The following is a 25,780-nucleotide window of genomic DNA, read 5'->3' as shown; positions in this document are numbered from 1 at the left end:
CTCTTCATTTCAGAATTTTGTTTCGTTGAGGCGATTATAGGAATAAGACATATAGCAAAAAATAAAGTAAGCTTTATTTAATACATCACGATTGGCTATGTATTGAGTCATGCAATGGTTGGGGAGCGAAGACGAATCCTGACCTATGATTGATTAAGACCACATTGACAGGGAGAGTAACGGTGAGCGACGTGGAAAAGTTGGATTTAAATCTATTGAGCGTGTTCTTAGAAGTGTATCGATTAAAGTCGATCACGCTTGCATCAGAATCGCTTGGTATGACTCAGCCCGGGGTGAGTGGAGCCTTAAAGCGACTCCAATCTCAGCTTGATACTGACCTGTTTATTCGTGAAGGGCGAGGGATCATTCCAACCAATGCTGCGGTGCAACTAGCAAGCCGAGTGGAACCTGCACTCGAGGGAATCACCAGCGCTGTCAGTACCTTGAAGCAATTCGATAATCAGCAGCATCATGTATTCCGACTTCTGGTTAATGAGATAGGTTTAACCAAGCTTCAGCCGCTTGTCGAGCAAGATGAAACGCTGGGAAATATTTCAATTGAATTCAATATGGTGCCGAATAACGAAGAGGAACTTCTGCAGAGTTTGAGCATGCAGCAAGCGGATCTCGCCATCGATATTCACTACCCGCAGGTCAATGGTTATATGAACCAGCAAGTGCTTGAGGATAAGTTGGTATTGATTGCTCGTAAAGGGCACCCAAGAATTGATGGCGTCGTGACCGAAGAGCAGTATTACGATGAAAAGCACATCACTTTTAGAATGCGTCGTTCTCGTCTTTATACGGCCGATTATTTCGCCAAGAAGGCCATCAAACAAAGAAAAGTGAGCTCAGAGTGTGACTCATTGATGATGATGTGTGTGTTGGTGTCAGGCTCTGATTGTGTCGGCAGTACTTCTCGTAGTTTTGCTAATCAATTTGCCGAGCGATTCCAGCTTCAAGTTCTTGATCAGCCGTTTGAGGTGTTGCCTGTGCAGCAATACATGATTTGGCATAAGAGAACGGAACCGACCCCTGCTCATCAGTGGTTGAGAAACAAGATCCAGCAATACATGTCTGATTAATGGTTTCGATTGGTTAACCGTCAGCGGCCTACCTAGCTCTCCAGCGTTATTCCAACATGCATTGCTGATATTCTAAGTGCTCATTGGCATTTGATTAGCGAGCTATTCTTGCCGCTCGTTTCTGTTTAGCGCTCTCTATCATCCTAGAAGGCGTCATACCGGTTACTAACATGGTACCGGTAATAACAAGAACCGAGCCGAAAATGGTGTTAAGGCCAATCGCTTCGTCTAAGAACAGGTTGCCCCACAAGATGCCAAAAACAGGAATCAAGAAGGTGACAGACAGAGCCGAAGGCGCACCCAATTCTGAAACGAGATTGAAGTAAAGCAGGTAAGCAAGGCCAGTACAAACGGCGCCTAATAAGAGAACTGATGTGGTGATGGTGAGATCAGGAGCCTCTCTCATCGGCATAAAGAAGACAAATGGCAACATGATTAATACCGCAGCCCACATGCTGCCATGAGCGTTATTGAATGCCTCAACTTTAGGTGCTTGTTTGGTATAGTTTGACGCAATTCCGTAGCTAAAGGCCGCCATCACCGCCGCAAAGATAGGAAGCACAGCCTCACGGCCAATGTTCATCGCATCCCAACCGACCAACACGCCAACTCCCGTTACCCCAATACCTAGCCCTAATAGAACTCTTGCATCGAGTGTTGTTTTTGTCCATATCGCACCAATGATCGCCGCCCATATTGGCGCGGTAGAGTTCAAGATGGCGAGTGTCGAGGCGTTCAGTGTCTGCGCGGCATAAGCGAAAAACAAAAAGGGAAGTGCGGTATTAAACAAGCCAAGAATGAAAAAGTGTTTCGCATGGGCATTAAAAGAAAGCTTCCTTTTCAGATAAAAAGAAACCAAGAGTAGAGTGACGGCAGCGCACAGAACTCGCGCCTCAATCAGCACCGCAGGGCCCAGCGGATTAGCGGCAATTCTCATGAACAGAAACGAACCGCCCCATATCGCAGCGAGAGTTATTAGTTTTATAAAGTTCACGGCTTATATCTCAGAATGTGTAAAACACCGACTATGTAGGAAAGATAACTATTACACAAACATAGATACCAATACTGTGCAGTTATGGACATAAGATCGCGTCCATTAAATAGGAATAGTTTCGATTGATTTCGTTCTGTTTATTGTTCCTTATTTGATGAGTAATCTAGCGTTAGACATCAAACTTAGGTGAACAAAATGAAGATTGAACACATCGCTATTTGGACGAAACAACTCGACGTGTTGAAGCAGTTTTATGAAAACTATTTCGGCGCGATATCCAACGTAAAATATCACAACCCAACCAAAGGGTTTTCTTCATACTTCCTCTCTTTCGAAACAGGGAGCCGTTTAGAGATCATGGAAATGGACTCGGTGCCTGAATCGAAAGATGACATCTATGATCAATTTACGGGCTTCATTCATATGGCGATTTCACTAGGCTCGGAACAAGCGGTTGATGAACTTACAAGTCGTTTGGTCGAAGACGGTTATGAGCGCTTAGATGGCCCAAGAAGAACAGGCGATGGCTATTATGAGAGCTGTGTACTCGATCCGGATGGTAATCGCTTAGAACTTACCGTTTAATGGAGGGAGCTTGAATAGCTTTTAACTCACTAACGGAACTGAGGTATTACAATGATGAAGCGTGCTTTGACTTTCCTTTTTAGTCTTGGGCTGATGGGATGTGCTACCTCAGAACCGGTATATGAACCAGAGGCTGACTCGAAGCCTGAACCATCCCAACCCATAGGTTACCTTGGCTTCAAAGCCCATCAAGAGTGGGCCATTCAATTTAACGATTGCACGGTCTACGATTTAACAGGCGCACAACCCTACCAGTGGTTTGATCGCATTTCAGCCGCTGTCAGCTGTTACACGTTTAAGCCAAACGATGCTATCGAACCTTTATCAGTCTATGCCGACGCAGATTTTGCCAGCAATAAGCTAACGCCGATTAACCGCTTTCAAGAGCTACAGGTATCAGAGTCAGGCTGGGGCAATTTTCCTGCCGTCTATAAGACCAACGGCACCAATTGGCTGAAAGTCAAAGAGGGTTGGATTCACCTCACACTAGCCGATCAAACGCTCGTTCAGTTCTACTCTGGCACTCAAGACCAATCTGGTAAATTACAACATGACCAGTATTTTGAGCAGCATTGATGTTGGGATGCCATTCGTTCTTATTATGATAAGAGGTTTGTACAGCTTTATTTGGAAGCTGAGGCGTTGAGCGCTGTGACTATTTCTAGAATTGATTCGAATTCATATTCGGCGAAACATTGGCGTCTATCTTGGCTATAGGTGAAGTTGTATAAGTAGTTGAATATGGTACGCCAATGCTGCGACATCTGGTAAGAGATGCTGGGTTGGAAGCCATTGAGTTAGCTGGTTCAAGTAGTCTTGGTGCCATTCAGTGAAGTTGAATTCAAGGTCAGGTTCTTTGCTTTCAGTTAGAGCGCATAGAGTGACATCCCAATAGCCACTTGGATATTGCTTAGTTTGAGTCGACCAGTTTTCTCCCCACCAACCAATACTCTTTTGCTCAATATCAGTCTCGGAATTGTTTTCCGAGGGTGTTGTGTATAGGTAATAAAGATTGTAACGACCATCCATTATACCTTGGGTAAGATTGGTGATAGCGCCACCGCGAATGAAACTCTCGTGTTCTAGAAAGAAGTCGAATCGGTGATGTTGAGGCAATATCTTAGACAAACTTATCCAATGGGCGTGGGCTGCATAAACGGGGCGAAGCACGCTTCCTTCATTGGACTGACATTCTATTTGATGGGCGTAACCTAATTCATCAAATTTGCTTCGAGAGAAAATCTTATCGTAAGTTGCCTGAACGATTGTTAAAGGTGAATTTGACGACTCATCAGTTGCTTCGACGGAGTCCAAGTCATAAAGCCCTGCGGGGCTGTTCTGTGTGCCATGTTGGTAAAAGTTGTCAGTGTCTAAAACATGGAAACCATACTGGCTTTCGGTAGTCGACAGGTTCCAGCATTTCACGGTATTTCCTTTTCCTGAGCGTGATAAAAATATGAAGCTTGAGGTGTGCAGCGACATGCTGCTTTCGGTCTTGCTAAGATATTTTTGAATCAGCAGTTGATTGAACTGTTGAAGTAATTGAGCCAGCTGTTTTATGCGCACGTAGAACAATTTGCTATTGAGTTGAGATAACCGTTGAAGATCTTTAGGTAATACGCCAGAAGTGAGCAGGGTTAACAAAGGTTGCAGTTTGCTACTGGTCTTGTGCGGATTGAGTAGGCTGAACACCGTTGAGCATTGTTTGCATTTAACACGCGGTGTGCCGATCTTTGTGCTCCCATAGGCGCTGGTTTCTGTGTGTTTTAAGCAAGCAGGGCATTCAATCTCAGGCAAGCGGAGTTGATTAGTTTCGATTTGCTTCTCTAAAGCGAGGATCGGCTCGTTTTCCAGTATCGGAGTAAATGCCCCACACAAGGGGCATTTATAAGACGCGAAGCCTAATTGAGAGCTGCGCTGATAAAGGCTTAGATCAGGATTAGCTAGGTTAAAACAGTTATATGTTTTACAGCAATTGAACTGAGTTCTCATGAGTGTTGTACCTGCTAATCCCTGATACGTACTTTATTACGTTGGTTGTTGGATATCTCTATTACTGACGACTTACATCGACTTGACGACCAAGTTCAGGAACGGTGATGTTTTTACGTTCTTGGAAACCTTCAATCAGTACTTGCATGACCGGATCTCCGTTCGATAGTGTTTCGCCTTTATTAAATACAGTGTAACCATCACCACCACTTGCCGCGTATGAATATGTCGCAACCTTGTACTTCTGATTCTCGGATACGGGCTCGCCGTTGATACTCAAGCTAATCAAACGCTCACCTTCCGGTTGTGTACTGTCGTAAGTGGCTTTAATCCCTGAGAATTGCGCCAGACCGTAAGGTAATGTGTAGCTGTATTCAAGCAGCTCTTGAACGTTGTCACCCGTTAATTCAACCACAGTTAGTGTGTCAGTAAACGGGAATAGGTTCATTACATTCTCACGAGTGACGGCGCCTGGATTTAGGTCAACACGCAGGCTGCCTGAGCTGATCATCGCTATGTCAGCTTGGCCCGCATCTTTCATCAAATCAGCCACAAGGTTACCAACATTTGACTCTCGATAGTAACGACGTGATGCGGCTTTATCTAGGGTAGAAAGCTGATCTGCTAATGTTGGGTGAGTATCGCGAATTTTCTGAATCAATGCATAAGTCGCTTCGTCACGCTCTAATTTGGCAGATTCAACGGGAATCAATTTTCCGCCTAAGAATTTCACATCATGCTTTTCGGTATCGACAGTAAATTTGGTGTAGCCAAGGTGCATGCCCTGACCAAAGGTTAAACCAATAACCGTGCCTGTTTTTGGATGAACGACTGGTTCAACTAAACCATTGTCAGAGTGGCCCCCGAAGATCACATCAACGCCTTTGAGCTTTCCGGCCATTTCGTAGTCTTCATCGAATCCGCGCTGAACTTCTGCATCGGCTTCTTTGTCGGTTTGCATTGGCGCCGTCTTGTTTTGGTGCGTTAGTACCACGATCATGTCAACATCATCGCGGATCTTATCAGCCCATTTTTGAGCTATTTCCGTAGGATCTTTGACGGTTAGCCCTTTACGGTTTCCTTTCCACATTGTGTTGTAGAACGCATCAATTCCCATGACACCAATTACGCCGATTTTAACGCCATCACGCTCAAGGATTGTGTAAGGTTGAGCAAACATCGAATCAGAAGCTTCATGGAAGATATTCGCGTTGAGCACAGGGAAACGAGCACGAGGCATAGTTTCTACCAGTGATTCCCAACCGTATTCGAACTCATGGTTACCCAGTGTGATTACGTCATAACCCATTGAGTTATACAGGTCGAAAGGCAGCTTACCTTTCGACTTTTTAGAAAGTGCGCCCGTATAAATATCACCAGCGTCTAATAGGAAACTGGTTCCTTCCTCAGCTTGAACGTTTTTGATCAACGTCGCCAAGTAAGGGATACCGCCAATCAGCTCAATGTCATCATTCCAGAACGCATCTACGGGCTCGTAAACACTTTCAATATCGTTGGTATGAAGCAGGGTGATTTCTTTTATTTCGGCTAAGGTTGGCATTGAAGCCACTGTCGTTAATACGGAGACAGCAAAGCATAAAGGTTTCATTTTAAGGTTTTTCATAGCGTGCTCATGTCAGTGAAGGAAACGTTTGCCATTTTAGTGAGCGCGAGTGGGATGAGTGTGCGCCAAAGCACAGTCCTTAGCCTAGATTGATCCTGGAAATTAAGGAATTACCTTTTGAGTTGGTTTTAATGAAAGGAGTCGTGTGGGCAGGTATGAGCTCAAATTGCTCCTAAGCTTGATCAAAAAAAGATCAAAACCACCTTGCTGAAACCGGTTTCAATCTGTATCTTTATTCTATGTTGAAATCGGTTTCAGAGCTGCAATGAGCTCTCTAATCCTGATCTTTTTTGCGAATAACTTGTAGCGAGTAATGGTATGAACAACGAATTTCCGAACGATTTTTTATGGGGTGGTGCAGTAGCAGCGCATCAGTTAGAAGGCGGCTGGGATGCGAATGGTAAAGGTGTCAGTGTTGTTGATGTATTAACAGCGGGCGCTCATGGTGTACAACGTCGAATCACCGATGGCGTGATTGATGGCGAAAACTACCCCAACCAAGTCGCTGTTGATTTCTACCATCGATACAAAGAAGACATTAAGTTATTCGCTGAAATGGGCTTTAAGTGTTTCCGTACCAGTATCGCTTGGACGCGTATTTTCCCTAATGGCGATGAATTAGAACCGTGTGAAGCGGGTTTAGCATTTTACGATGATCTGTTTGATGAACTGCTGAAATACGACATTCAGCCTGTGGTCACACTGAGCCACTTTGAAATGCCTTACCACCTAGCTAACGAATATGACGGCTGGATGAACCGTAAAGTGATCGACTTCTTCGTTAAGTACTCGACTACGGTAATGGAACGCTACCAGCACAAGGTGAAGTACTGGATGACGTTTAACGAGATAAATAACCAGATGAACACTTCGGCAGACATCTTCGGTTGGTTGTGCTCTGGTGTTAAGTTCCCGCAATGTGAAAAGCCGCAAGAAGCCATGTATCAAGCGGTTCACCATCAGTTTGTGGCAAGTGCTTTGGTGGTTAAGAAAGGTCATGAGATCAATCCAGATCTTCAAATCGGCGCGATGTGTGCGATGGTGCCTTTCTACCCTCGTTCTTCAAAGCCAGAAGATATTATGGTGGCACAGCAAGCGATGCGTGACCGTTATTTCTTCTCGGACGTAATGGTGCGCGGCCACTACCCAAATTACGCTAAGCGTGACTGGGTAATCAAAGGCTTCAACATTGAGATGCAGCCAGAAGATGAGCAGATCCTAAAAGAAGGTAAGGCCGATTACTTAGGCTTTAGTTACTACATGTCGAATACCTTGGATTCTTCTTCGCATCAGTCGACTGAAGAAGCGATGGACGGCGGCCACGAAAACTCGGTCGATAACCCGTTCATCCAGTCTAGCGATTGGGGCTGGCCAATTGATCCAACGGGTTTACGTTTCTGTTTAGCGTCTCTGTATGAACGTTATGAAGTACCATTGTTCATCGTTGAGAACGGTTTTGGCGCTGTTGATACCATTGAAGAAGATGGCAGCATTAATGACGACTACCGCATCGCTTACCTTGGAGACCACATCAAAGAGATGAAAAAAGCCGTGGCGATTGATGGTGTTGACTTGATGGGTTATACCCCTTGGGGCTGTATCGATTTAGTGTCGTTCACCACCGGTGAGATGAAAAAACGCTACGGATTCATTTATGTAGATAAGCACAATGACCAATCAGGTTCTTTAGATCGCAAACGTAAGAAGTCGTTCGAGTGGTATAAAGGCGTGATTGCATCTAACGGTGCCACTATTTAGAATGCATTTCCCAGCGCAGTTATGTGAACTGTGAGCTGTCATTTTGCAATGAATTAGTCGGCCTATGTCGGCTGATTTTTTATAAAGGAAAAGAAGCGAATGGTAACCATGCTTGATGTCGCGAACCGCGCAGGCGTATCTAAATCGACCGTTTCTCGTGTCTTAAATGGCAAGAACATCGTGCGCCCAGATGTGGTAAAAAAGGTATTTGATGCGATTCAAGAAACAGGTTATCGACCGAACTTGTTGGCCCGGCAATTGGCGACCAAAAAGACTAATTTCATCGGCTTTGTAATCACCAATGAGTTGTTCAATGGCCCTTACTTTTCTTCTTTGATGTATCACGCGGCTTCTTATAGCGAAAAGTCGAATCACCAGCTGGTGATCACCGATGGCAAACACAGCGCTGAAGACGAAAGAAAGGCGATCAACTTCCTGCTGGATATGAAGTGCGCGGGCATCATCATCTATCCGCAATGCTTAACCGAAAGCGAGATTGCAAAGATCATCGAAAGCACTGACACACCGATTCTGGTACTCAACCGAGAAATGCCGTCGAAGCCTAATCATGCCATTACCACCGACCACTATCAGAGCGCTTGTTTGATGGTTGAACACATCATCGAGCAGGGTCATACCGATATTGCTGTGATTCGTGGTAAAGCCGGTTCTTCGACAGATGAGTTGCGTTACCAAGCCTATCAAGATGTGTTAACTAAGCAGGATATTGCATTAGATGAGTCCAAAGTTGTTCAAGGTGATTGGACGATGGAGAGCGGTTATCACGCGGCTCAGGCTCTGGTAAAAAGCAAAGTAATATTCACTGCTATCTTGTCGGAAAACGATGACATGGCGATTGGTGCGATTAAAGCGCTAACTGAACTTGGTTACTCATTACCTCAAGATGTTTCTATCGTTGGTTTTGATAACAGTAAAGTAGGGGCGTTTTTAACGCCAAGCTTAACGTCTGTCAGTGTGCCATTAGAGCAAATGACGCAAAAGGCGATCTTGCAAATTGTCGGTGAAACAGAGCAAGCGACCACCATCAATACCACGGGTAGTTTGGTGTTACGTGATTCGATAGCGAAGCTAAATTAGCACCGTTCGAATTTCATATTTCACCTACAAAAAGTGACGAGCTGCGCATCTCTTAAACCAAGCTCAAACACTCATTATTCACTGTTATTTAGATGTGCGATATTGCGGTTTTGGTCGATGAATTGACCATCATTAGTTAAGTAATGTGAAAACAGTTAAGTAATGTGAAACTAGATAAGTAATATGAAAATAGCTAAGTAATGTGAGAACAGGTAAGTAACGTGAAAACAGAAAAACAAAAAATGCTCGCAGGCGAACCTTATCAGGCTTGGGATAAAGAGCTTTATTCCGCTCGTATCGAATGTCGCAAGGTGCTTCAAAAACTCAATAACAGTATTCCTGACACACCTGAATGGAAAGCGGCTACTCAAGAATTAATTCCCGGCTGCGAAAACGCGCACTTAGAACCGCCGTTCCGTTGTGATTACGGTTCAAACATCAAGCTGGGTAAGAACTTTTACGCTAACTTCAATTGCGTGATCCTGGATGTAGCAGAAGTGACCATTGGCGACAATGTGTTGCTCGGGCCCAATGTACAGATTCTAACAGCGGGTCACCCATTAGATGTGAAAGGGCGTGTTGAAGAAGGCGTCGAATTTGGCACGCCGATTAACGTTGGTGAAAATGTTTGGCTTGGCGGCGGTGTGATCATTTGCCCTGGTGTGAACATTGGCAAGAACAGTGTGATCGGCGCAGGCAGTGTGGTAACCAAAGACATCCCAGCTAATGTGGTTGCCGTCGGTAACCCATGCAAAGTGCTGAAAGCGATCGATAATACCTAAGCTTGTTGACGTTTTTAGTCATAATTCAATGGTTCTGAATCTAACGTTAAGAGTATTTCAATGACAATTGTTTGGATGTTTCAGAAAAAACACTTCTAAGCCATTGATGGCTGGGGTCATTGTTTCTTGATGCGTGCCAGAACATTGAAATACTCAACCAGTCCGGTAAGAAATCGCATTTTAATGTCTTCAGATTGAAATGACTAAAGTGTTTTTCCAACAGTATGTTTGGAAATATACCTACATAGTCATTTTGCTCAATGATCGGCAGCATTTCCGTTATACTGTTTGAGTGCCAGGCAATATCACGTTGTCTTAACAACTCCTCTGCTTTAAGCCCTTTGTCCAATAAATAACTTTTCTGCTGCCCCGGCACTGTATGTGTCACATGTCTTTCATTCAGAAACTCTGTTGCCGATATACTTGGTCCAGTTAAGCGAGGGTGATCTTCTCTGCAAATCACATTGAGCTGGTTTTTCATGATCACTTCTGAGCATAGTTGCGGGTATTGCCCATAATTCACATCCAAAGTTATATCGAATTTGTGTCTCAACATGTTTGTCGTATCGGATTGATGTACATGAGCTTCAGCTTTGACACTTGCCAATGGTGCAACTTGACCAATAATCTTCGATGCTACAGGTAAGATGCTTAAACCGAATACGCTTAAAGCCGATACGACAAATTCTCGGTCACAACTTTCTGGGTCAAAGGCACGATAATATGGTGTAGTGAGTTTGATCTCTTCTATTGCAGTGGCTAACGTGGGATAGATGCTGAGTGCTAACTTAGTTGGGGTAATGCCATGACTTTCACGCAGAAATAAAGGGTCATCAAATAAGGTCTTAAGTCGAGTTGCACTTTGGCTTATGGCTGATTGGCTAACCCCGAGCCTTTTTGCCGCACCGCTAAAACTGCGCTCTTCCATAATGGCAACGAAAGTTGGGATAAGGTTAAAGTCTGAATATTTCATTGTTCATCATGTCGTCGGCATATTGATAGTTTAATTTATACCGATTGTTGTGCTAAAAATCATTACAAATATAGATATAATGAGACTTTATAAGCTTTCTTTAATCTTCATTTATCATGAATGAATCTATTTGATTTTATATCGTGATTCGTTGCACCAAATTGAGGGTTAGATGGAGCTTTGTACTAGATTTCTCCCTCGATGTTTAGCTTGGTATAAAAGTTCATCTGCGGAGATGAGGGCTTCTTCAATTGATTGACCCGTTGATAAATCGACAAGCCCTAGTGATGCAGAAATCCCCCCACTGACTTTATTGTGTAGTTGTTGATCGCTCGATATTTTTGTGCGAATACGGTCGGCGAGTTTTACAATGTCGGACTGTTTTTCCGTCTTAATTATGACAATAAACTCATCGCCCCCGATGCGATAACATTCATCATCTCTTCTGACACTCTCTAATAAGATTTCACTGACTCGAACCAAGACGCAGTCACCTATGTGGTGACCATATTTATCATTAATCATCTTAAAATGGTCGAGATCTATGGCGATTACACCGACACAGCGAGGCTGTTCCTGTTGTTGCTCTTGTGCGATTCGTGAGCTTGCAGTTTCAAGGTGAAGTCTGTTTTTAAGCCCTGTGAGAGTGTCTGACTCGAGAGCTTTTGCCGTTCTGTCCTGATAGTGAGAAAACGCCTGCATCAATAAGTAAACAACCCCTAACAACAGAATGATTTCAATGAGATTTTTTAGTGCTCCTATTATCTCAACGACGGAGGTGGTCATGTTGTCGAACACCAGTAATTTCGCGTTTAGCTGAGGTAGAGGAACGGTAATCAAATGAAAGTATCGACTCTCGTCTAAATTGAGCTTAAAGAACGGCAAGTTCCAAAGGAACGCTTCCGTAAAATGTAATGTTGACTCAGTTTCTAATGGATGGACGCTATTTGAGTTATTTTGGCCGTTGGCGAAAGTGACATTAGCGGGTTCTCCAGAAGGCATGAAGAACTCTTGCTGTTCATTTTCAATCATCAAAATGGTATTTGACCCGAAATTAAGTCGAGGGAAATACGGCACTAGATCAAAACGGGTTTCAACATAGTTGGGTGCTTGTATATTACCTGCGATCAAATGTACTCGCGGCTCAGTGCGGTCATAGTCTAAAGCCCAAAGTATATGTTTATGGTTGATGGCATCGGTGAACAAAGATGACTCAGGGCTTAAACCAAAGCGATGCGCGACGGTTTGGTAGTCACTTTCATAGAAAGGAGATGATGATGTATGGAGTGCTCCTTTCAAGTGATTAATGTCGATGTAGCTGTTTGAAGACGACAGTGTCGCCCCTAATATTTCTAGCGTCCGGGATACGTTATTTTGGACAAGAAACTGAATGAGTTGAGTTCTGTGTCGTTGGTCTTTTTCAACAAAACCTGTCAACTTCCTAATGTCGCCAATGTGTAAACATAAGATGCATAAGGTGGCACAGGCTATCACCCAGTGCCGTTGTTTTATGATGAGTTTCAATACATTCATATCGTTTAACCTTGGCTCGAAAAACTCGAAGTCCGTTAGTATTCATTCGCCCATTCAAAAAATGGGGTTTATCGCTTTAACTTGCACTTGTAGTTCTTCTCTGTAGTGTCCAGCCCGCGATAAATTTGTGTTTCCTGTGATGGTTAAATCAAAAGGGATATTGTGCTTTCCTCTTGAGTAGCGCTTTATCGGAATCATTTGATGCGAAGGTGAGATTTCAATTCCGTCAATGGTGAGTTTGTATTCAATGGCCGATTCAGGATGTTGAGCGTTAACCAGCTTTCGATACTTTGGTTTTACCCATAGTTCAGTGCGTGAATTTGAGCTGATCACAAAATCGGTTTGATAGCGTTTGTTGTTTGATAGAACACCCAAAGCCCAGCGGTATCCCGATGCCGTCTGATGGAAACTGTTGCCTCGACCAGACCAATCTAAAGTGACGAATGATTTAACCTTGTAATTTGCGTTCGTAGATACTGTTGATACTTGGTTGTTTTCAAACTGCAATTTGACGAGAAATGGCACTGTATATTTAGCTGCAAAGTTGATTTTTGCGGTGGGATCGACCAAAGAAAAGCGGACTGGGCGGCTTTGCTGTGAGTTAAGTAAGTATTCACGCTCTTTAGGGTCATAAGAAAGCATGGTTTGATTTTGATTAATAAAGTGAATATTCGAGGCTTTTGAGTTGTTGAGAACTTTTAAACGCACGGATTTCAATGCGCATTGACCATCTTTAGAACGAAGTTTCTTCAATTCAAATCGGATACTGGCATAACCTGATTTATCAAATTCAATCGGTGTATTGCTCAGTTGAGTGATATTCCAGATCCCAGCGCAGTTTTCGGCGAGCGCTAGTGAAGGTAATATAATTAGACACGACGCTAGTATCCCTAGCATCGTCATCATTAAGGGTTTTCTATTCATTGTTCGCTCCTTGTGTGAGTTGAATCTCGGGAAGACGAATTAAGTTGTCCTCTGATTCTGGGATGTGTATTTGTCCCGTAATATCTGAGTCCATGGTTTGAATCTTGTAGTTACCACTACGAATACCTTCCACAACAAACCGTCCACCTTTATTGGTGAAAAATGGAGTTGAATCCCCCGTATTGCTGACGAGGTAACCTTGAGTCAGTGAAAGGGGCTTTCCATCGCCCAAGCTCAATCTGCCTATAACGGTTTTGGATGCGTCTGATCCTACGGTGAAAATGTGGCTGGTGTAGGCTCCTGGGGTTACGTTGTAGAAGTAGTTACCAATGTCGTAGCCAATCGGAGCATCGGGCGCATACACAGTGAAGCTTTGGGATGTATGAGCAGTAGAGAGACTTATTGCATTATTGAGTCCATTTGAAGAGATGGCTTCTGCGTTGTCATCGTCATCACTGTTGATCAGTACTTCAGACTCCAGGGTGTCATGAACTTGCACTACCGCTGCCGCACCGTATATCGGGCGAGACCAAGATAAAGTCCCATCGCTAATGGTGAAGGCTGTGCTTGGTCTAAAAGAGGTGACGACACTGTCTTCAGATTCTGTTGCGTTGTAGTAGGTGATATCACCGTCGTAGCGGACTCGGTTGCTGACATAGTCTCCACGTAGTTGGTATTGGCCTTGGTCAGATTCCACGTCTGCAGATAATGCATAGCCATATTTTCCAACTTGGTTCTTACTTGGTTTACTGAAGTTGGCCCGTAATACTTCGGTGTCACTTGCATACCCGAGATCCGCAAAGTATTGACCATCATCGGAACTCCAAGTCCAATCAACGGAAATGACCCCTTCGGTATTAGAGGTACCTTCATTCGGGTCTTCTTCGTGGGTGACGCCTAGGCCAATAATTACGTTAGAGTAAGACCAAGATGTTGAAGCTTCTGCGCTCCACTCAGTGTCATAACCACTCTCTTTATCGAGGTTGTATGAAAGGGATAAATAAATATTATCGGTAATGCCAAAGGTGTAACTGACGGCTGCAGAGTGACCGGTAGAGCCTTCTTCCGTCCAAGGTTGATAGGAAAAGGAATCATAGGATTCGAGAGCTATACGTAAGTTAGGGGCGCTATAGTTATTTTGGTCCCAAAGAGATGCCGCGTAATCTAGACTCGCAATATAACCTGTTTCATCATACTCACTGGATTGACTGCCTGATAGTCGAAAGCCGATATTACCTAATGGAGTGCCAAAGGTAGATAGACCACCTAATATCAATCCGTCTTTGTGGTAGAACCCATTCAAACCAAGCGTTAAATAGTCGGTTAAGCCGTAGTCATAGTAGGCCGTGGAAATTAGGCTGCCTGTATCGTATTCGTAACGACTGTCTTCTATTTCAGAAGGGGCGCCAAAATACACACCAAAATCAGAGATACCTTCTTTTAAGAGTTTTGAATTGTAGAACACACTGTATAGGATTGAGTCCGTTCGACCAGACTGGTATTCAATTTCCAAGCGAACATCGTTGCTGCCTGAAGATAGGGGGAGATCATCTAATCTATAGCGACCTGGAGGCAAGCGAAACTCAGTGATGTATGAACCGTTGATATAGAGATCAATATCAGCGGACTCTTCTAAAATGAGCGCTTGAGTACCGCCGACCTGGATGCTTCGGTTAGGTTGTAATGCTGAGTAATTCCGCTCAAACCCAAAACCACCGAATTGTTGGCTTGGTAGGTGGCCTGAAGTGGTGTTGACTTGGTCACCAAAAGTTAATCGATACGGGACATCCGCACGGTCGATAAACGCAGAAATATCACCGCGATAGAAGTTTTGCTCTTCATCCGTTCCGCCATCAAAATAGCCGGAGAACTTATAGTTAACGCCACGAGCACCTGCAAAATTCCCCGTTGAATTCCATTCTATATTCCATGATTGTTCGTCACTCTGAGTTTCCACTCCTCTTGTGTCAGAAACGCCAAAATTTAAGTTATTAATATTCGTAAAAAATGCTGACTTTGAATAAATAGGAGGAGAATAAGGAGTATTGAATGTTAGAGCTTGCTCTTTTCTAACGTCTTGGATAAAAGACAGAGTGATCTCCATTTCTGACGAAGAGAAAGTGAGTAGAACTCCCCACTCTTTAAGTGTTTCAACAGGAATAAATGTCTCTTTGTATAGCGATAACTTGTTGGATATTTCAGACGTTAAAGCTGAACCAATAAGAGTGTGCAGTTGAACGGTATGTACTTTGGATACGGTTTTTCCATCAGAAAAGGCATCAACCTCACCGACCATGGAATCGAGATAGTTGATTGGAAATGGAAACAACCAATCAGCCGCGTGGACACTGGGGATGGCAAATAGACACAAAGAGATGCACAGGAGGGCTGCGTAAGATCGGATCATGTTCCCCTCCCATAATTACAAGTGCATAAATGATTAATTTTGCTCTATTTTTTTTGTTTTATAGAAATGGCTGTCACGTTGCCGATGTCATCTGGAATTGGATAGTGAGCGGTTGCACCAGGCATCAGATAACCACTGGTTCTGGTTTCAATTTCATTCCAAGGAAGATCTTTTGTTCCTTCACTGGTTTGAAGCTCGAATATTGATTGAAGTAAGTTAACCACCACTAGACTTGTGTTTTCTACAACGACTTTGTCGTTATCAATAGATGTTGTCATTGTGGGTTCTATGGTATTCGGAGAGACAAAAGCTAAGGTTGAAAAACTTAATAGTGTTTTTATCTTACTTTCTTTGTCTTCTTGGCCTTTCACTTCTAATTCGTTGAATTCAATTCGATACAATTTTGTGGTTGTGAGAGCGTCACTTGGGATATATCGAACTCGAATTTTTTGTGAACTTAAGGGGTTAACCATAATTTGAGGGGGTAGAATCAGAAAGCTATCTTCATTGAGCGTGAGCACTTCTCCTGTTTCGTCATAGTTCACGTCATATACCACGACTTCAACAGGAAGAGAGCGATCCTGAGTATTGTTAATGGTATAGCTTGTGAGCGCTTTTCTGCCAAACTCTTCCATCTCTTGGTACATAGGCGTTATTTCATAGCAGAAGGCTGTTACGTGATGCAGTAATAGGCTAATAATTAAAATAATTGTTTTCATAAAGCCCTTCCTTGGGAAAGTGAGCCCACGTGAGGTGGGCTCTGATTTTAGTGTTAGTTACAAGAACCTCGATGACATGCTTGAGCTTGCAGTTTCACGTAAACGGTTGAACGGTAATTACCAGCTCTCGCTAGCGCAGCACCTGCTGTCGTGATTGAAAGAGGTACTTCAGCAATTTTTTCTTGCTGATGCTCCCCTGACCAATTTACTTTGAAGCTACCTTCGGTATAACCAAATGGACTATTGGATGCATTACGAGTGTCAAACACTGATTTATCATTAGCTGCCAATGTGTAGTCGATACGCTCTTTTCCTAGAGCTAAGCCATAACGAGTGATCATTTTAAAAGGTGTCGCTGTCATATCGATTTCCATTGAGTTGCCGTAGTTACACCATGCGCGTAGCTTGGCAACCGGCTTTTTATTACCGATGCTGAGTGTGTTTTTGGCATCATCAAGCATATTGGTTAAAGTAATATCGCCATTGCCAGGTTTACCCTTGCCTTGACGTTGACCTTGCAGATCTAAAATACAACGTTGTGGAACTGTGCCTTCCATACGAATATGTGCACCATCAGAAGCACCAGCATTCGCAAACATATTGTCATTAAGGTTTTGAAATGTGATTACTTTCGCTCCAACTGGAGCTGTTCCATGATTGTGTGCAAAGCTATTTACGCTAAACATCACCCCTGCTACCGCTACTGCTATCATTAACTTTTTCATAATTATTCCCTCATTACCTGTGTTATTTTTGACAACAAATAGATAATAATTTGTAACTACGATATATGCCTCGCAACGGTGGGTGATATATCTAATAAATAGGTATGAAAAGAGTGCTAATTTTAAACGGTTAACTCATGAGCCTTTGCAAATAACTCATGTCTAGAATGAACATCCAACTTAGACATTACATTGTAAGCATGAGTCTTTACGGTATTTATGCTTACATTTGTGTCTCTTGCTATTTGAATGTTCGAAAATCCTTGCAACATTAACTCAAAAACACGTCTTTCCTTTTTAGTTAATGAAAATTTCGCTGTAACTTTTTCTGTTATAGATATTGGTGTTTTTGTTGTATCGCTAATGCATAAGTCAATAATAAAACTCTCCATAACATGGCGAGGAAACCATAGTTCACCATCTTGAATAGATTTAATTGCCTTAGGTAAGAATTCAAAATGATTGGTTTCGATTTGGCCAAAAAATCCAAGTTGCAAATAATCATAACAACTGGAGTTTGTGGTATTGATTGCAATCCACTTATCCTGCCTGTTTACGATGGGTAAACCACACTTATTTGGCATGGGTATGGTTTGTCTATCGTAAATGACGATGCCTCGATAATTGATATCAAGTTCGGAAAACGACTCGAGAACTTGAATTTGATTCAATGGGAATACAAATTTCAAAATGTCTCGTATGACCCGAGATAAAACAGCATCTCTAGTCATTAAACATATATATGGAGATGGAAGGTGGTGTGACATAAGTACCTTACCTTATTGCTTTTTCGACGGAGTTACGTGTAAGTTGAGCGTGTTGTTTGAGTCATTAGCCATTGACCTTGACCAAAGCGTGATATCAGTTGATTTTGGTTTTTGCATTGAGTTTTGTGAAGAATACTTTTAATCTGAGTTCTTACTGTTTCTTTAGATACACTGCGTATTTGTGCGACTTCTGAACCCGTTAACCCTCTGATTATTAGGTCTAAAACATCAGTTTCTGATTTTGTAAGAGTGGGCGCTAAGTGGTTAGTTTTAGGCTCAGAGTAGCGGTTCCAATGCAATAACATAGTATGATGGGCTATCCAAGAATTTGCCCAAGCGATCGTGATATCACAGATAAGTTCAAGCTGACGAATGTCGTCTTGTTTGAGTGTATTGACGCTATGAAAAATAATGAAAATTTCATAGTCGTAAGAAAGTTCATCAAAGATTGAGTAGTTATTTAGGCCACTTTTAACTATCGAAAGCTCTTCGTGATCAAAAATTCGATTTTCGATAGTTGTGTCTAAGCTATGACATAACTGACCTTTTTTATCTTTTGAGAGTGAAGATAGGTAAGATTCCAGTTTCTCTGTTACTCGTTTAGATATCGAAATTCTACTACTAAGACCTTGAATATATTTGAATATAAGGTCTTTGTTTTTTGACATGATAACTAAAGTGACATGTTCAACCCCAATTTCTATGAGGCCTCCTCTTATTTCTTCTTCAAACTCTGAAGGGGACTTATGGAATCCATTATCTAGCGGAATATTATTTTCTGATATCTGCATTTCTAATCCCTTAAATTTACAGTCAATGGATAGCTCAAGTATAGTGTTATATTTATGAGTGTGTTGAATAGATATTAGTCATCAAGTGACATATTTATCATCACCCAAATGGGTGAAAAGTTAATAAACGTGGTGTTACTTTTTTGAAATGTTAAAAATTAAAATTAATATTGATCTGAATCAAAATAACTAAAAGTATAAATTTAATTTATAATTAAACCTATACTTTAGTATTATGTGTTTGATTTCTTATTGGAGCAATGTTGATTGGCTTATATCAGGTATTAGTGATTAAGTCATCTGTGAATGTCCCTCACTAATCAGATAAAAAAGTGGCGAATAGAAACCCTATTCGCCACTTTTATTTTATATCCGCTATTCAAATGCTTTAGACAAAGGCGCGTGCTTCTTGGTCTTTTTTATCCAGAGCACCACTGAGTCGAGTTAAAACAAGAGCGATTAAGACAATCACAGCACCTACCCAAGGGGTGTTCATTAATCCAGATTTCGCGACAATCAAACCACCACCCCATGAGCCTAATGCAATACCCACGTTGAAAGCTGCAATGTTGAGCCCTGATGCCACATCGACTGCGTCCGGTGTGTATTTCTCTGCCAGTTTCACTACATACACTTGTAGCCCTGGAACGTTGCCGAATGCAAAGGCTCCCCAAACCAAAATGGTAGCAACTGATGCGTATGGGTTGACTGCCGTAAAGTTGAACACTACCAATACTGCGGCTAAACCAGAGAAGATAACGGTGAGCGCTTTGATTGGGCCCATTTTGTCGGCCATCTTGCCGCCCCAGATGTTACCTATCGCCACTGATACACCGTAAACCAACATGATGAGACTGATTGAGCTTGAATCAAACCCTGATACGTTTTCCAGTATTGGAGCAAGGAACGTAAAGGCTGTGAATGTGCCGCCATAACCGAGCGCTGTGATAGCGTAAACCAACAGTAAGCGTGGCTGAGTTAGAACTTTTAATTGTGTTGAAATCTTAGCGGCTGGTGGTTGTTTAAGATTATTTGGAACCAAGAGAGCGCTGCCGATAAGAGCAATAAGGCCAAGCAGAGCAACGATCAAGAAAGTAGCTTGCCAACCAAATGTTTGGCCGATGTAAGTACCCAACGGCACACCCGTTACCAATGCAACAGTTAAACCCGTAAACATGATCGCGATTGCGCTCGCTGCTTTGTCTTTTGAGACCAGCCCAGTAGCGATGGTTGAACCAATCGAGAAAAACACACCATGGGCGAGGCCAGTCAAAATTCGTGCGGCGATCAGCGTGTTATAGCCTGGAGCCTGCCACGCTAATAAATTACCGACAACAAACAAGGCCATCACGCTTAGCAGTACTAACTTACGGTTCCATTTTCCGGTTAACGCCGTTAATACTGGTGCGCCAATGGCAACACCAAGCGCGTATAAACTCACTAATAGGCCTGCTGATGGCAGTGATACATTCAGGTCGGCCGCCATCGTAGGAATCAAACCTACGATAACAAATTCTGTGGTTCCTATGGCAAAGGCGCTGAGCGTCAATGCGAGTAATGCTAAAGGCATAATCATCTCTCTTACTATTCAGTGTTAGGTATTGAGCGCGATAAAATGGGGCAGCTTGTAACCGCAATAAGAGCGCTTCGTTTGATGGCGAGGATTATCTAGCAAAATATATTTGTGAAAAATGCCACTATTAACAAATAACTTTTGTGTTATCTGCAATAATAATTGGGTAGGTAAACGGTAGGTTGTGCGTTGCTTGATCCGCTAAATGTTTAACGAATAAACGTCAGTTAGCTAAGTACTCTAGTAACTAAGCACTCTAGTAACTTCAGCCGCGATGAGAATAGATAAGGATCTTTATGCTAACGCGATCAGATGATTTGGAAATGGTGTTGACCGTAGTTGATGCAGGTGGATTTTCAGCGGCGGCAGAGGCGTTGGATGTGCAGGTGGCGAAGGTATCTCGCTCCGTTAGTAAGGTTGAATCACAATTGGGTGTGTCGATCTTTAATCGAACCACAAGGCGTGTTGAGCTAACCGAAGAAGGACGACAGTTTGTGGATTCAGTGCGGCTCGGTTTGCAGATGATCCAGAGTGCAGAAGAGGAAATCGTATCGCGCGGAGAACTGCCAAAAGGCCGATTACGGGTCGATGCTGCCAGCCCATTCGTATTTCATCAGTTGGTGCCTTTGGTTCAATCATTTAATGAAGCTTATCCAGATATCGAGCTCGAGCTAACCTCAAACGAAGGCTTTGTTGATCTGTTAGAAAAGCGCACCGATGTCGCGATACGGATTGGTAAGTTGGCCGATTCAACACTCCATGCACGACCATTGGGTAAGAGTTTGTTGTATATGGTCGCTTCACCGGAATATTTGGCAAAGCGTGGTATTCCAAAGAAGGCAGACGATCTCAGTAGTCACCTTACGGTCGGTTTTTCGGATAATAAGGTACTGAATCAATGGCCGTTGCCCAATCACCATTATATTGAGCCCAACGTCAAAGCCAGCAGTGGTGAAACCGTCAGACAGTTAGTGTTGGCAGGAAATGGCATTGCGTGTTTGTCGGGCTTTATGGTGCAGCAAGATATCTCTGAAGGTCGATTGATCCCTGTATTGGAACACGTGAAATTGAATCATACAGACAGAGAATTGGTGAATGCGGTGTTCTATAAGTCGTCATCGGTATCCAAGCGTATCTCGGCGTTTCTCGATTTTATTCAGCCCCGTTTGAGCTTGTAGGTAAGAATTAAACACTCTTTAACAGTTCACGAGCAGACCGTTATTTGAATCGTTTGATATCGGGGATTCGTATCAATGTGTAGAGTGAACATATTGTTGTATTGAGGTTCGATAGGAGGATGTGATCTCAGTAGCGTTTACGGGTTTTCGCTAATTAAAACCACTGCTTTCGGACATTTGTCCTATTGATGAATCTTATCAATTCTTAGCGTGCGCATATCGAAATTGAATAGGTAATCGCAGATGGGTATTGATACTTTTTCACCTCAAGGCTGTCATGTTATGGCAAAGCCTTCGGGTTCTAAATGCAACATTGATTGCAGCTACTGTTTCTATCTTGAAAAAGAAAAACTCTACCCCGAATCTGCCAGTTCATCGACTTCTTGGAAGATGAATGACGCGACGCTAGAGCGTTATGTTATCCAACATATTGAAGCGCAATCCTCCAATGAAGTGACCTTTGCTTGGCAAGGCGGCGAACCTACGTTGCTTGGGTTGGCCTTTTTTGAAAAAGCCGTCGCTCTGCAAGCCAAATTCGGCCTAGGTAAAACCATCACCAATACTCTGCAAACCAATGGTTTATTACTTGATGAATCGTGGTGTCAGTTCTTCAAAGCCCACCAATTCTTAATTGGCATCTCGATTGATGGCCCACAACATCTGCATGATGCCTACCGTAAAACACGCTCAGGAAAACCCACCCATCACAAAGTCGAAGCTGCGATCGATTTGCTCAAATCCTTTGGTGTTGAGTTTAATACACTAACCGTTATCAGTGATGTGAACGCCAAATCCCCATTAGAGGTGTATCACTACCTTAAAGGAATCGGAAGTGAGCACATGCAGTTTATTCCACTTGTTGAACGCGAAGCACAGCAGCAAACAGAAGATGGCTTAACACTGTTACATCCTGGGCGGTCGGAAGCGGTATCTCTGTGTGATTGGAGTGTGGGTTCAGAACATTACGGCTTGTTTATGGCCGCAATTTTTAGAGAGTGGGTACGCCAAGATGTCGGAAAGGTGTGGGTACAGTTGTTTGAGAATACCTTCGCAATGACATGTGGCCAGCCAGCGCAATTGTGTGTGTTTTCCGAAACGTGTGGCAGTGCCTTTGCGATGGAAAACAACGGCGATATTTACGCTTGTGACCATTATGTCTTTCCAGAATTTAAGCTTGGGAATATCCATACCACTACCATCAAAGAGATAAACGAAAGCCGCGCGAACCAAGAATTTGGTCAAGATAAAAAGCATTCGCTTTCTCAAGATTGTCTGCGTTGTGAATATCGTGCGGTGTGCAATGGCGGCTGCCCTAAACATCGTTTTTCTTTCTCCTCTTCGGGTAAGCCAAATCAAAACCACCTTTGCCATGGCTATAAAACGTTTTTCTCGTATTCAGCGCCTTACATTGATCTTATGAAGAAACTCTATCAAGCCGGGCATCCTCCTGCTGCCATCATGCAAATCATCCAAAACAAAGAATCCCAATAACTCATCCCCTGAATATTCATGGAGTCGAACATGAAAAAATTTCCGCTTAGTGCAGTTTCAAAAGCGTTTACTCTCGCGGCAATGACCTGCTCGGGCAGTGTTATCGCTGAAGAAGTCAAACAACCCCAACAACCGAATATTGTGGTCATTATGGCCGACGATCTTGGTGATTGGGCCACAAGCCATCACAACCAATATGTTGAAACCCCGAATCTAGAATACCTTTCTGAGACTGGTGTTCGCTTCGAAAATGGTATGACACCAGCACCGGTAAGTTCCGCTGCTCGCGCTTCTTTTCATACCGGTAAAATGCCTTCTCAGCATGGTGTTTATGACTTCTTAGCGGAAGATCCTAAGTACGATGCTGATTGGCTGGATGGCGAAAAATTGTTGTCTGAGCGCTTGCAAGATGAAGGCTACCGTACTGCTTTAATTGGTAAGTGGCATGCCACAACTGACAGCAAAGAGCCGATTCGTGGCTTTGACCGTTGGTTAAGTTACGACGCGTTAGAGGCGGGTTGGAAAAACCAATACCTACATTCAGGAACCGTGTTGTTTTCGCGAGATGGCGAGAATGAAGAACACACAGGTATTCAAGCGCAGTTCTTAACCAAAGAGACGATCAAATTCATTGATGAGCCAAGCGAAAAACCTTTCTTTGTTAGCCTTAACTATGTTGAGCCGCATTTCCCTTTTGAAGGTCTACCAGAGCGTTTGGTAGAGAAATACCGTGATATCGCACATAAAGTGGTCTCTTATGGTGGTAACTCAGTACTCGAACACATGAGTGCTTATACTTTAGTGCCATCTGATCATGAAGAGAAACTCGCGCAATATTTGGCGGCGGTGACTCTATTGGACGAGCAAGTCGGCCAGTTGATTGATGGCTTAGAAGGACGCGGTTTGATGGACAATACTGTCATCGCCTTTGTTTCTGACCATGGCTTGTTAATGGGACAATACGGTCTATACGGTAAGATCAATGCCAGTTTCCCATACAACTTCTATGAAGAGACAATTCGTGTACCTTTCATCATTAAAGGCCCTGAAGGCATGGTGCGTCAGAAGCAAGTACGTGGTGAATTTGTTGATATCTTAGATCTGCATACCACCATCATGGAGCTCGCCAGCAATGGTAAAGGCTATGATACGAGCTACGGCCCGGGTAAGTCTTTGTTACCTATGATGAAGGGTGAGCGCGTTCGTGATTGGCGCCAGTACCAATTCTCAGAGCGTGGTAATGCACGAATGATCACTAACGGTCATTGGAAGTTGGTGCGTTACTACAATAAGAAAAATGAGCCTATCGACCATTGGTATGATTTGAGTAATCCAATGGGGGAGGCGTATATCGCAGAACCACCACGTCAAGTGGTTCAAGATACGATGACAAAAGCGCTGGATGAGTTTTTTGCTCAATACTCCAGTGATGAATATTCTGGCTTGAACATGTGGAAGATGGCTTACCCTAACTTCACCACTGAGGACATCATTAAACATGAACTCTGGAACTAACCCATAGTGCGTTCAAGCTAGTGACTATTGATAGTCGAAATAAACGGTGGCCTATGTGCCACCGTTTTTGTTTGTGGAAAGCGTTGAAACGAGTGTGAGTGGCGTTATTGCTTTTCGGACTCTTTCAAACGAGTCGCTTCGAGTTTTTCTAGGCTGATGATACGAATGCTTTTTCGTGTAACGGAAATCGCGCCGCTGTCATTCAATTGCTTTAAAATTCGATTGTAAACACGCAGGCTTGTGCCTAACCTTTCACACTCTAGGCTTTTGTTTACGATGTAATCTTTATCTGGATTCATGCTGTGGAACTGCAGCAAGTCGTCAATCACACAGTAGGTAATGGAGTGGAGAATATTACGCGACATTCTCTCGACCGATAAATACCATTTGGAGGTCAGATGCTTGAAAGTGTGCGCCGCTAGAATAGGTGTTTGACAGATAAGTTCGGCAAATATTGCCCCATTAATGATGAACCCTTCACAATCAGATTCTGCTTTCACCGCGTAGAAGCAGGGTTTCCCAGAAAACAACTCCATAAGCCCGAGAAAACCATTGTGGTTGAATGTCCCTAACTGATATCGACGACCGTAACGCGAGCTACGAGCGACAGAAATAGCGCCACCAGTAATGAAGATGATGTCGTTTATCTCTTGCCCTTGTTGAAATATAGGATCGCCTTTCTTCATCGTATGCTTACGAAAGGATAAGGCTTCTTCGTTTTCAGATAAGAAGTCGAGGATATGCGATGTATAGTAAATATCATCTTCAGTGATCAGCATAAAGTGATGAGCTCAGAGTTTATTTTCAGAGGATATAATAGGTCATTGTATAAGAAAAACAGTAAAACAAAAGTAACTAAAAAGCCCCGCAGTAAAGACTGTAGGGCTTGATATATTTAGGTGTCTGGCAGTGATCTTTTATTCACACTTAAGCGATTTTCGTCATCTCATTGAGTGTGAATGACGCAACACTACCTTCCGTTGCAGCCATGTACTCAGCAAGGTGAGTATTACCCATGTGTGTTTGCCAAAGTTCGCGAGACGTCCAGTTTTCGTAGAAAGTGAAATGCGCTGGGTTTTCATTGTCTTGGTGAAGGTCGTAGTTGATGCAACCCTCTTCCGCACGGGTAATATCAATCAGCTTTAGTAGTTCTGTTTTAACCAATTCGATTTTGTCTTCATTAGCCACGATGTTTGCGACGATAGTCAGTTGAGTCATGTTCGTTACCTATATTATTGAGTTCACCGAAATGGTGTTGTTCTT

The 25,780-nt window shown here is 43.1% G+C and carries 23 protein-coding genes; 9 read left to right on the top strand and 14 right to left on the bottom strand.

Annotation, left to right across the window (positions count from 1 at the left end):
* The first annotated feature begins 182 nt into the window (after positions 1-182).
* Positions 183-1,085, top strand: a complete 903-nt coding sequence (locus tag OCV36_RS23850) for a LysR family transcriptional regulator (protein ID WP_135454238.1) — start codon at positions 183-185, stop codon at positions 1,083-1,085.
* A 94-nt stretch (positions 1,086-1,179) separates the two neighbouring features.
* On the opposite strand, the gene OCV36_RS23845 is transcribed toward OCV36_RS23850, so the two are convergent.
* Positions 1,180-2,022 carry a DMT family transporter gene (locus OCV36_RS23845; RefSeq protein ID WP_245300893.1) on the bottom strand — a complete coding sequence of 281 codons (843 nt, stop codon included), beginning with the start codon at positions 2,020-2,022 and terminating at the stop codon, positions 1,180-1,182.
* A 255-nt stretch (positions 2,023-2,277) separates the two neighbouring features.
* Between OCV36_RS23845 and OCV36_RS23840 the strand changes: the two genes are divergently transcribed.
* Together OCV36_RS23840 and OCV36_RS23835 are read left to right on the top strand one after the other, a co-directional pair.
* Entirely contained in the window at positions 2,278-2,667 is a 390-nt protein-coding gene (locus tag OCV36_RS23840; protein WP_135454241.1) for a VOC family protein, read from the top strand.
* Between the two features lie 51 nt (positions 2,668-2,718).
* Positions 2,719-3,243, top strand: coding sequence for a hypothetical protein (locus OCV36_RS23835; RefSeq protein ID WP_135454243.1), 525 nt, complete (start codon positions 2,719-2,721; stop codon positions 3,241-3,243).
* Positions 3,244-3,378: 135 nt separating this feature from the next.
* Here OCV36_RS23835 and OCV36_RS23830 read toward each other — a convergent pair whose 3' ends face one another.
* The gene (locus OCV36_RS23830) at positions 3,379-4,659 is read right to left on the bottom strand and encodes a hypothetical protein (protein WP_245300887.1); all 1,281 of its coding nucleotides are present in this window, start codon (positions 4,657-4,659) and stop codon (positions 3,379-3,381) included.
* A gap of 61 nt (positions 4,660-4,720) precedes the next feature.
* A complete protein-coding gene (locus OCV36_RS23825; protein ID WP_135454245.1) occupies positions 4,721-6,283 on the bottom strand; it encodes a bifunctional metallophosphatase/5'-nucleotidase in 1,563 nt (520 codons plus the stop codon).
* Positions 6,284-6,601: 318 nt separating this feature from the next.
* Here OCV36_RS23825 and OCV36_RS23820 point away from each other — a divergent pair, with 318 nt between their 5' ends.
* The 3 genes from OCV36_RS23820 to OCV36_RS23810 all read left to right on the top strand — a co-directional run bounded on the left by OCV36_RS23820 (position 6,602) and on the right by OCV36_RS23810 (position 9,921).
* Positions 6,602-8,041: a 6-phospho-beta-glucosidase gene (locus OCV36_RS23820; RefSeq protein ID WP_135454247.1), complete on the top strand. Its 1,440-nt coding sequence runs from the start codon at positions 6,602-6,604 to the stop codon at positions 8,039-8,041.
* A gap of 99 nt (positions 8,042-8,140) precedes the next feature.
* Positions 8,141-9,139, top strand: coding sequence for a LacI family DNA-binding transcriptional regulator (locus OCV36_RS23815; RefSeq protein ID WP_135454249.1), 999 nt, complete (start codon positions 8,141-8,143; stop codon positions 9,137-9,139).
* 221 nt (positions 9,140-9,360) lie between these two features.
* The gene (locus tag OCV36_RS23810) at positions 9,361-9,921 is read left to right on the top strand and encodes a sugar O-acetyltransferase (RefSeq protein ID WP_135454251.1); all 561 of its coding nucleotides are present in this window, start codon (positions 9,361-9,363) and stop codon (positions 9,919-9,921) included.
* A 46-nt stretch (positions 9,922-9,967) separates the two neighbouring features.
* Here OCV36_RS23810 and OCV36_RS23805 read toward each other — a convergent pair whose 3' ends face one another.
* The 9 genes from OCV36_RS23805 to OCV36_RS23765 all read right to left on the bottom strand — a co-directional run bounded on the left by OCV36_RS23805 (position 9,968) and on the right by OCV36_RS23765 (position 20,330).
* Complete coding sequence (locus tag OCV36_RS23805) at positions 9,968-10,894, bottom strand: LysR family transcriptional regulator (RefSeq protein WP_065206636.1); 927 nt, start codon at positions 10,892-10,894, stop codon at positions 9,968-9,970.
* A gap of 168 nt (positions 10,895-11,062) precedes the next feature.
* The gene (locus OCV36_RS23800; protein ID WP_135454253.1) at positions 11,063-12,427 is read right to left on the bottom strand and encodes a GGDEF domain-containing protein; all 1,365 of its coding nucleotides are present in this window, start codon (positions 12,425-12,427) and stop codon (positions 11,063-11,065) included.
* Positions 12,428-12,481: 54 nt separating this feature from the next.
* Positions 12,482-13,351 (bottom strand): hypothetical protein, encoded by an 870-nt coding sequence (locus OCV36_RS23795; protein ID WP_135454254.1) that lies wholly within the window; start codon positions 13,349-13,351, stop codon positions 12,482-12,484.
* Positions 13,344-15,758, bottom strand: coding sequence for a fimbria/pilus outer membrane usher protein (locus OCV36_RS23790; protein WP_135454256.1), 2,415 nt, complete (start codon positions 15,756-15,758; stop codon positions 13,344-13,346). The genes OCV36_RS23795 and OCV36_RS23790 overlap by 8 nt, the downstream gene beginning before the upstream one ends.
* 44 nt (positions 15,759-15,802) lie before the next feature.
* A complete protein-coding gene (locus tag OCV36_RS23785; RefSeq protein ID WP_135454259.1) occupies positions 15,803-16,477 on the bottom strand; it encodes a fimbria/pilus periplasmic chaperone in 675 nt (224 codons plus the stop codon).
* 53 nt (positions 16,478-16,530) lie between these two features.
* Positions 16,531-17,202 carry a hypothetical protein gene (locus tag OCV36_RS23780; RefSeq protein WP_017073637.1) on the bottom strand — a complete coding sequence of 224 codons (672 nt, stop codon included), beginning with the start codon at positions 17,200-17,202 and terminating at the stop codon, positions 16,531-16,533.
* A 122-nt stretch (positions 17,203-17,324) separates the two neighbouring features.
* Positions 17,325-17,969, bottom strand: a complete 645-nt coding sequence (locus tag OCV36_RS23775; RefSeq protein WP_054545930.1) for a helix-turn-helix transcriptional regulator — start codon at positions 17,967-17,969, stop codon at positions 17,325-17,327.
* 32 nt (positions 17,970-18,001) lie between these two features.
* The gene (locus tag OCV36_RS23770; protein ID WP_017073635.1) at positions 18,002-18,760 is read right to left on the bottom strand and encodes a helix-turn-helix transcriptional regulator; all 759 of its coding nucleotides are present in this window, start codon (positions 18,758-18,760) and stop codon (positions 18,002-18,004) included.
* Positions 18,761-19,148: 388 nt separating this feature from the next.
* Entirely contained in the window at positions 19,149-20,330 is a 1,182-nt protein-coding gene (locus OCV36_RS23765) for an MFS transporter (protein ID WP_135454261.1), read from the bottom strand.
* Between the two features lie 299 nt (positions 20,331-20,629).
* Here OCV36_RS23765 and OCV36_RS23760 point away from each other — a divergent pair, with 299 nt between their 5' ends.
* The 3 genes from OCV36_RS23760 to OCV36_RS23750 all read left to right on the top strand — a co-directional run bounded on the left by OCV36_RS23760 (position 20,630) and on the right by OCV36_RS23750 (position 24,517).
* Complete coding sequence (locus OCV36_RS23760; protein ID WP_017073633.1) at positions 20,630-21,511, top strand: LysR family transcriptional regulator; 882 nt, start codon at positions 20,630-20,632, stop codon at positions 21,509-21,511.
* Between the two features lie 243 nt (positions 21,512-21,754).
* A complete protein-coding gene (locus OCV36_RS23755; protein ID WP_135454262.1) occupies positions 21,755-23,002 on the top strand; it encodes an anaerobic sulfatase maturase in 1,248 nt (415 codons plus the stop codon).
* A 30-nt stretch (positions 23,003-23,032) separates the two neighbouring features.
* Positions 23,033-24,517: a sulfatase family protein gene (locus OCV36_RS23750; protein WP_135454265.1), complete on the top strand. Its 1,485-nt coding sequence runs from the start codon at positions 23,033-23,035 to the stop codon at positions 24,515-24,517.
* A 104-nt stretch (positions 24,518-24,621) separates the two neighbouring features.
* Here OCV36_RS23750 and OCV36_RS23745 read toward each other — a convergent pair whose 3' ends face one another.
* Positions 24,622-25,296: a Crp/Fnr family transcriptional regulator gene (locus tag OCV36_RS23745; protein WP_135454267.1), complete on the bottom strand. Its 675-nt coding sequence runs from the start codon at positions 25,294-25,296 to the stop codon at positions 24,622-24,624.
* Between the two features lie 148 nt (positions 25,297-25,444).
* Positions 25,445-25,735: a putative quinol monooxygenase gene (locus tag OCV36_RS23740; protein WP_135454269.1), complete on the bottom strand. Its 291-nt coding sequence runs from the start codon at positions 25,733-25,735 to the stop codon at positions 25,445-25,447.
* Between the last annotated feature and the right edge of the window lie 45 nt (positions 25,736-25,780).

It is taken from the genome of Vibrio echinoideorum (assembly GCF_024347455.1).
Lineage (GTDB): Bacteria > Pseudomonadota > Gammaproteobacteria > Enterobacterales > Vibrionaceae > Vibrio > Vibrio echinoideorum.
The sequence above is the reverse complement of the archived record's forward strand: the minus strand, read 5'-3'. Positions and strand labels throughout refer to the sequence as shown.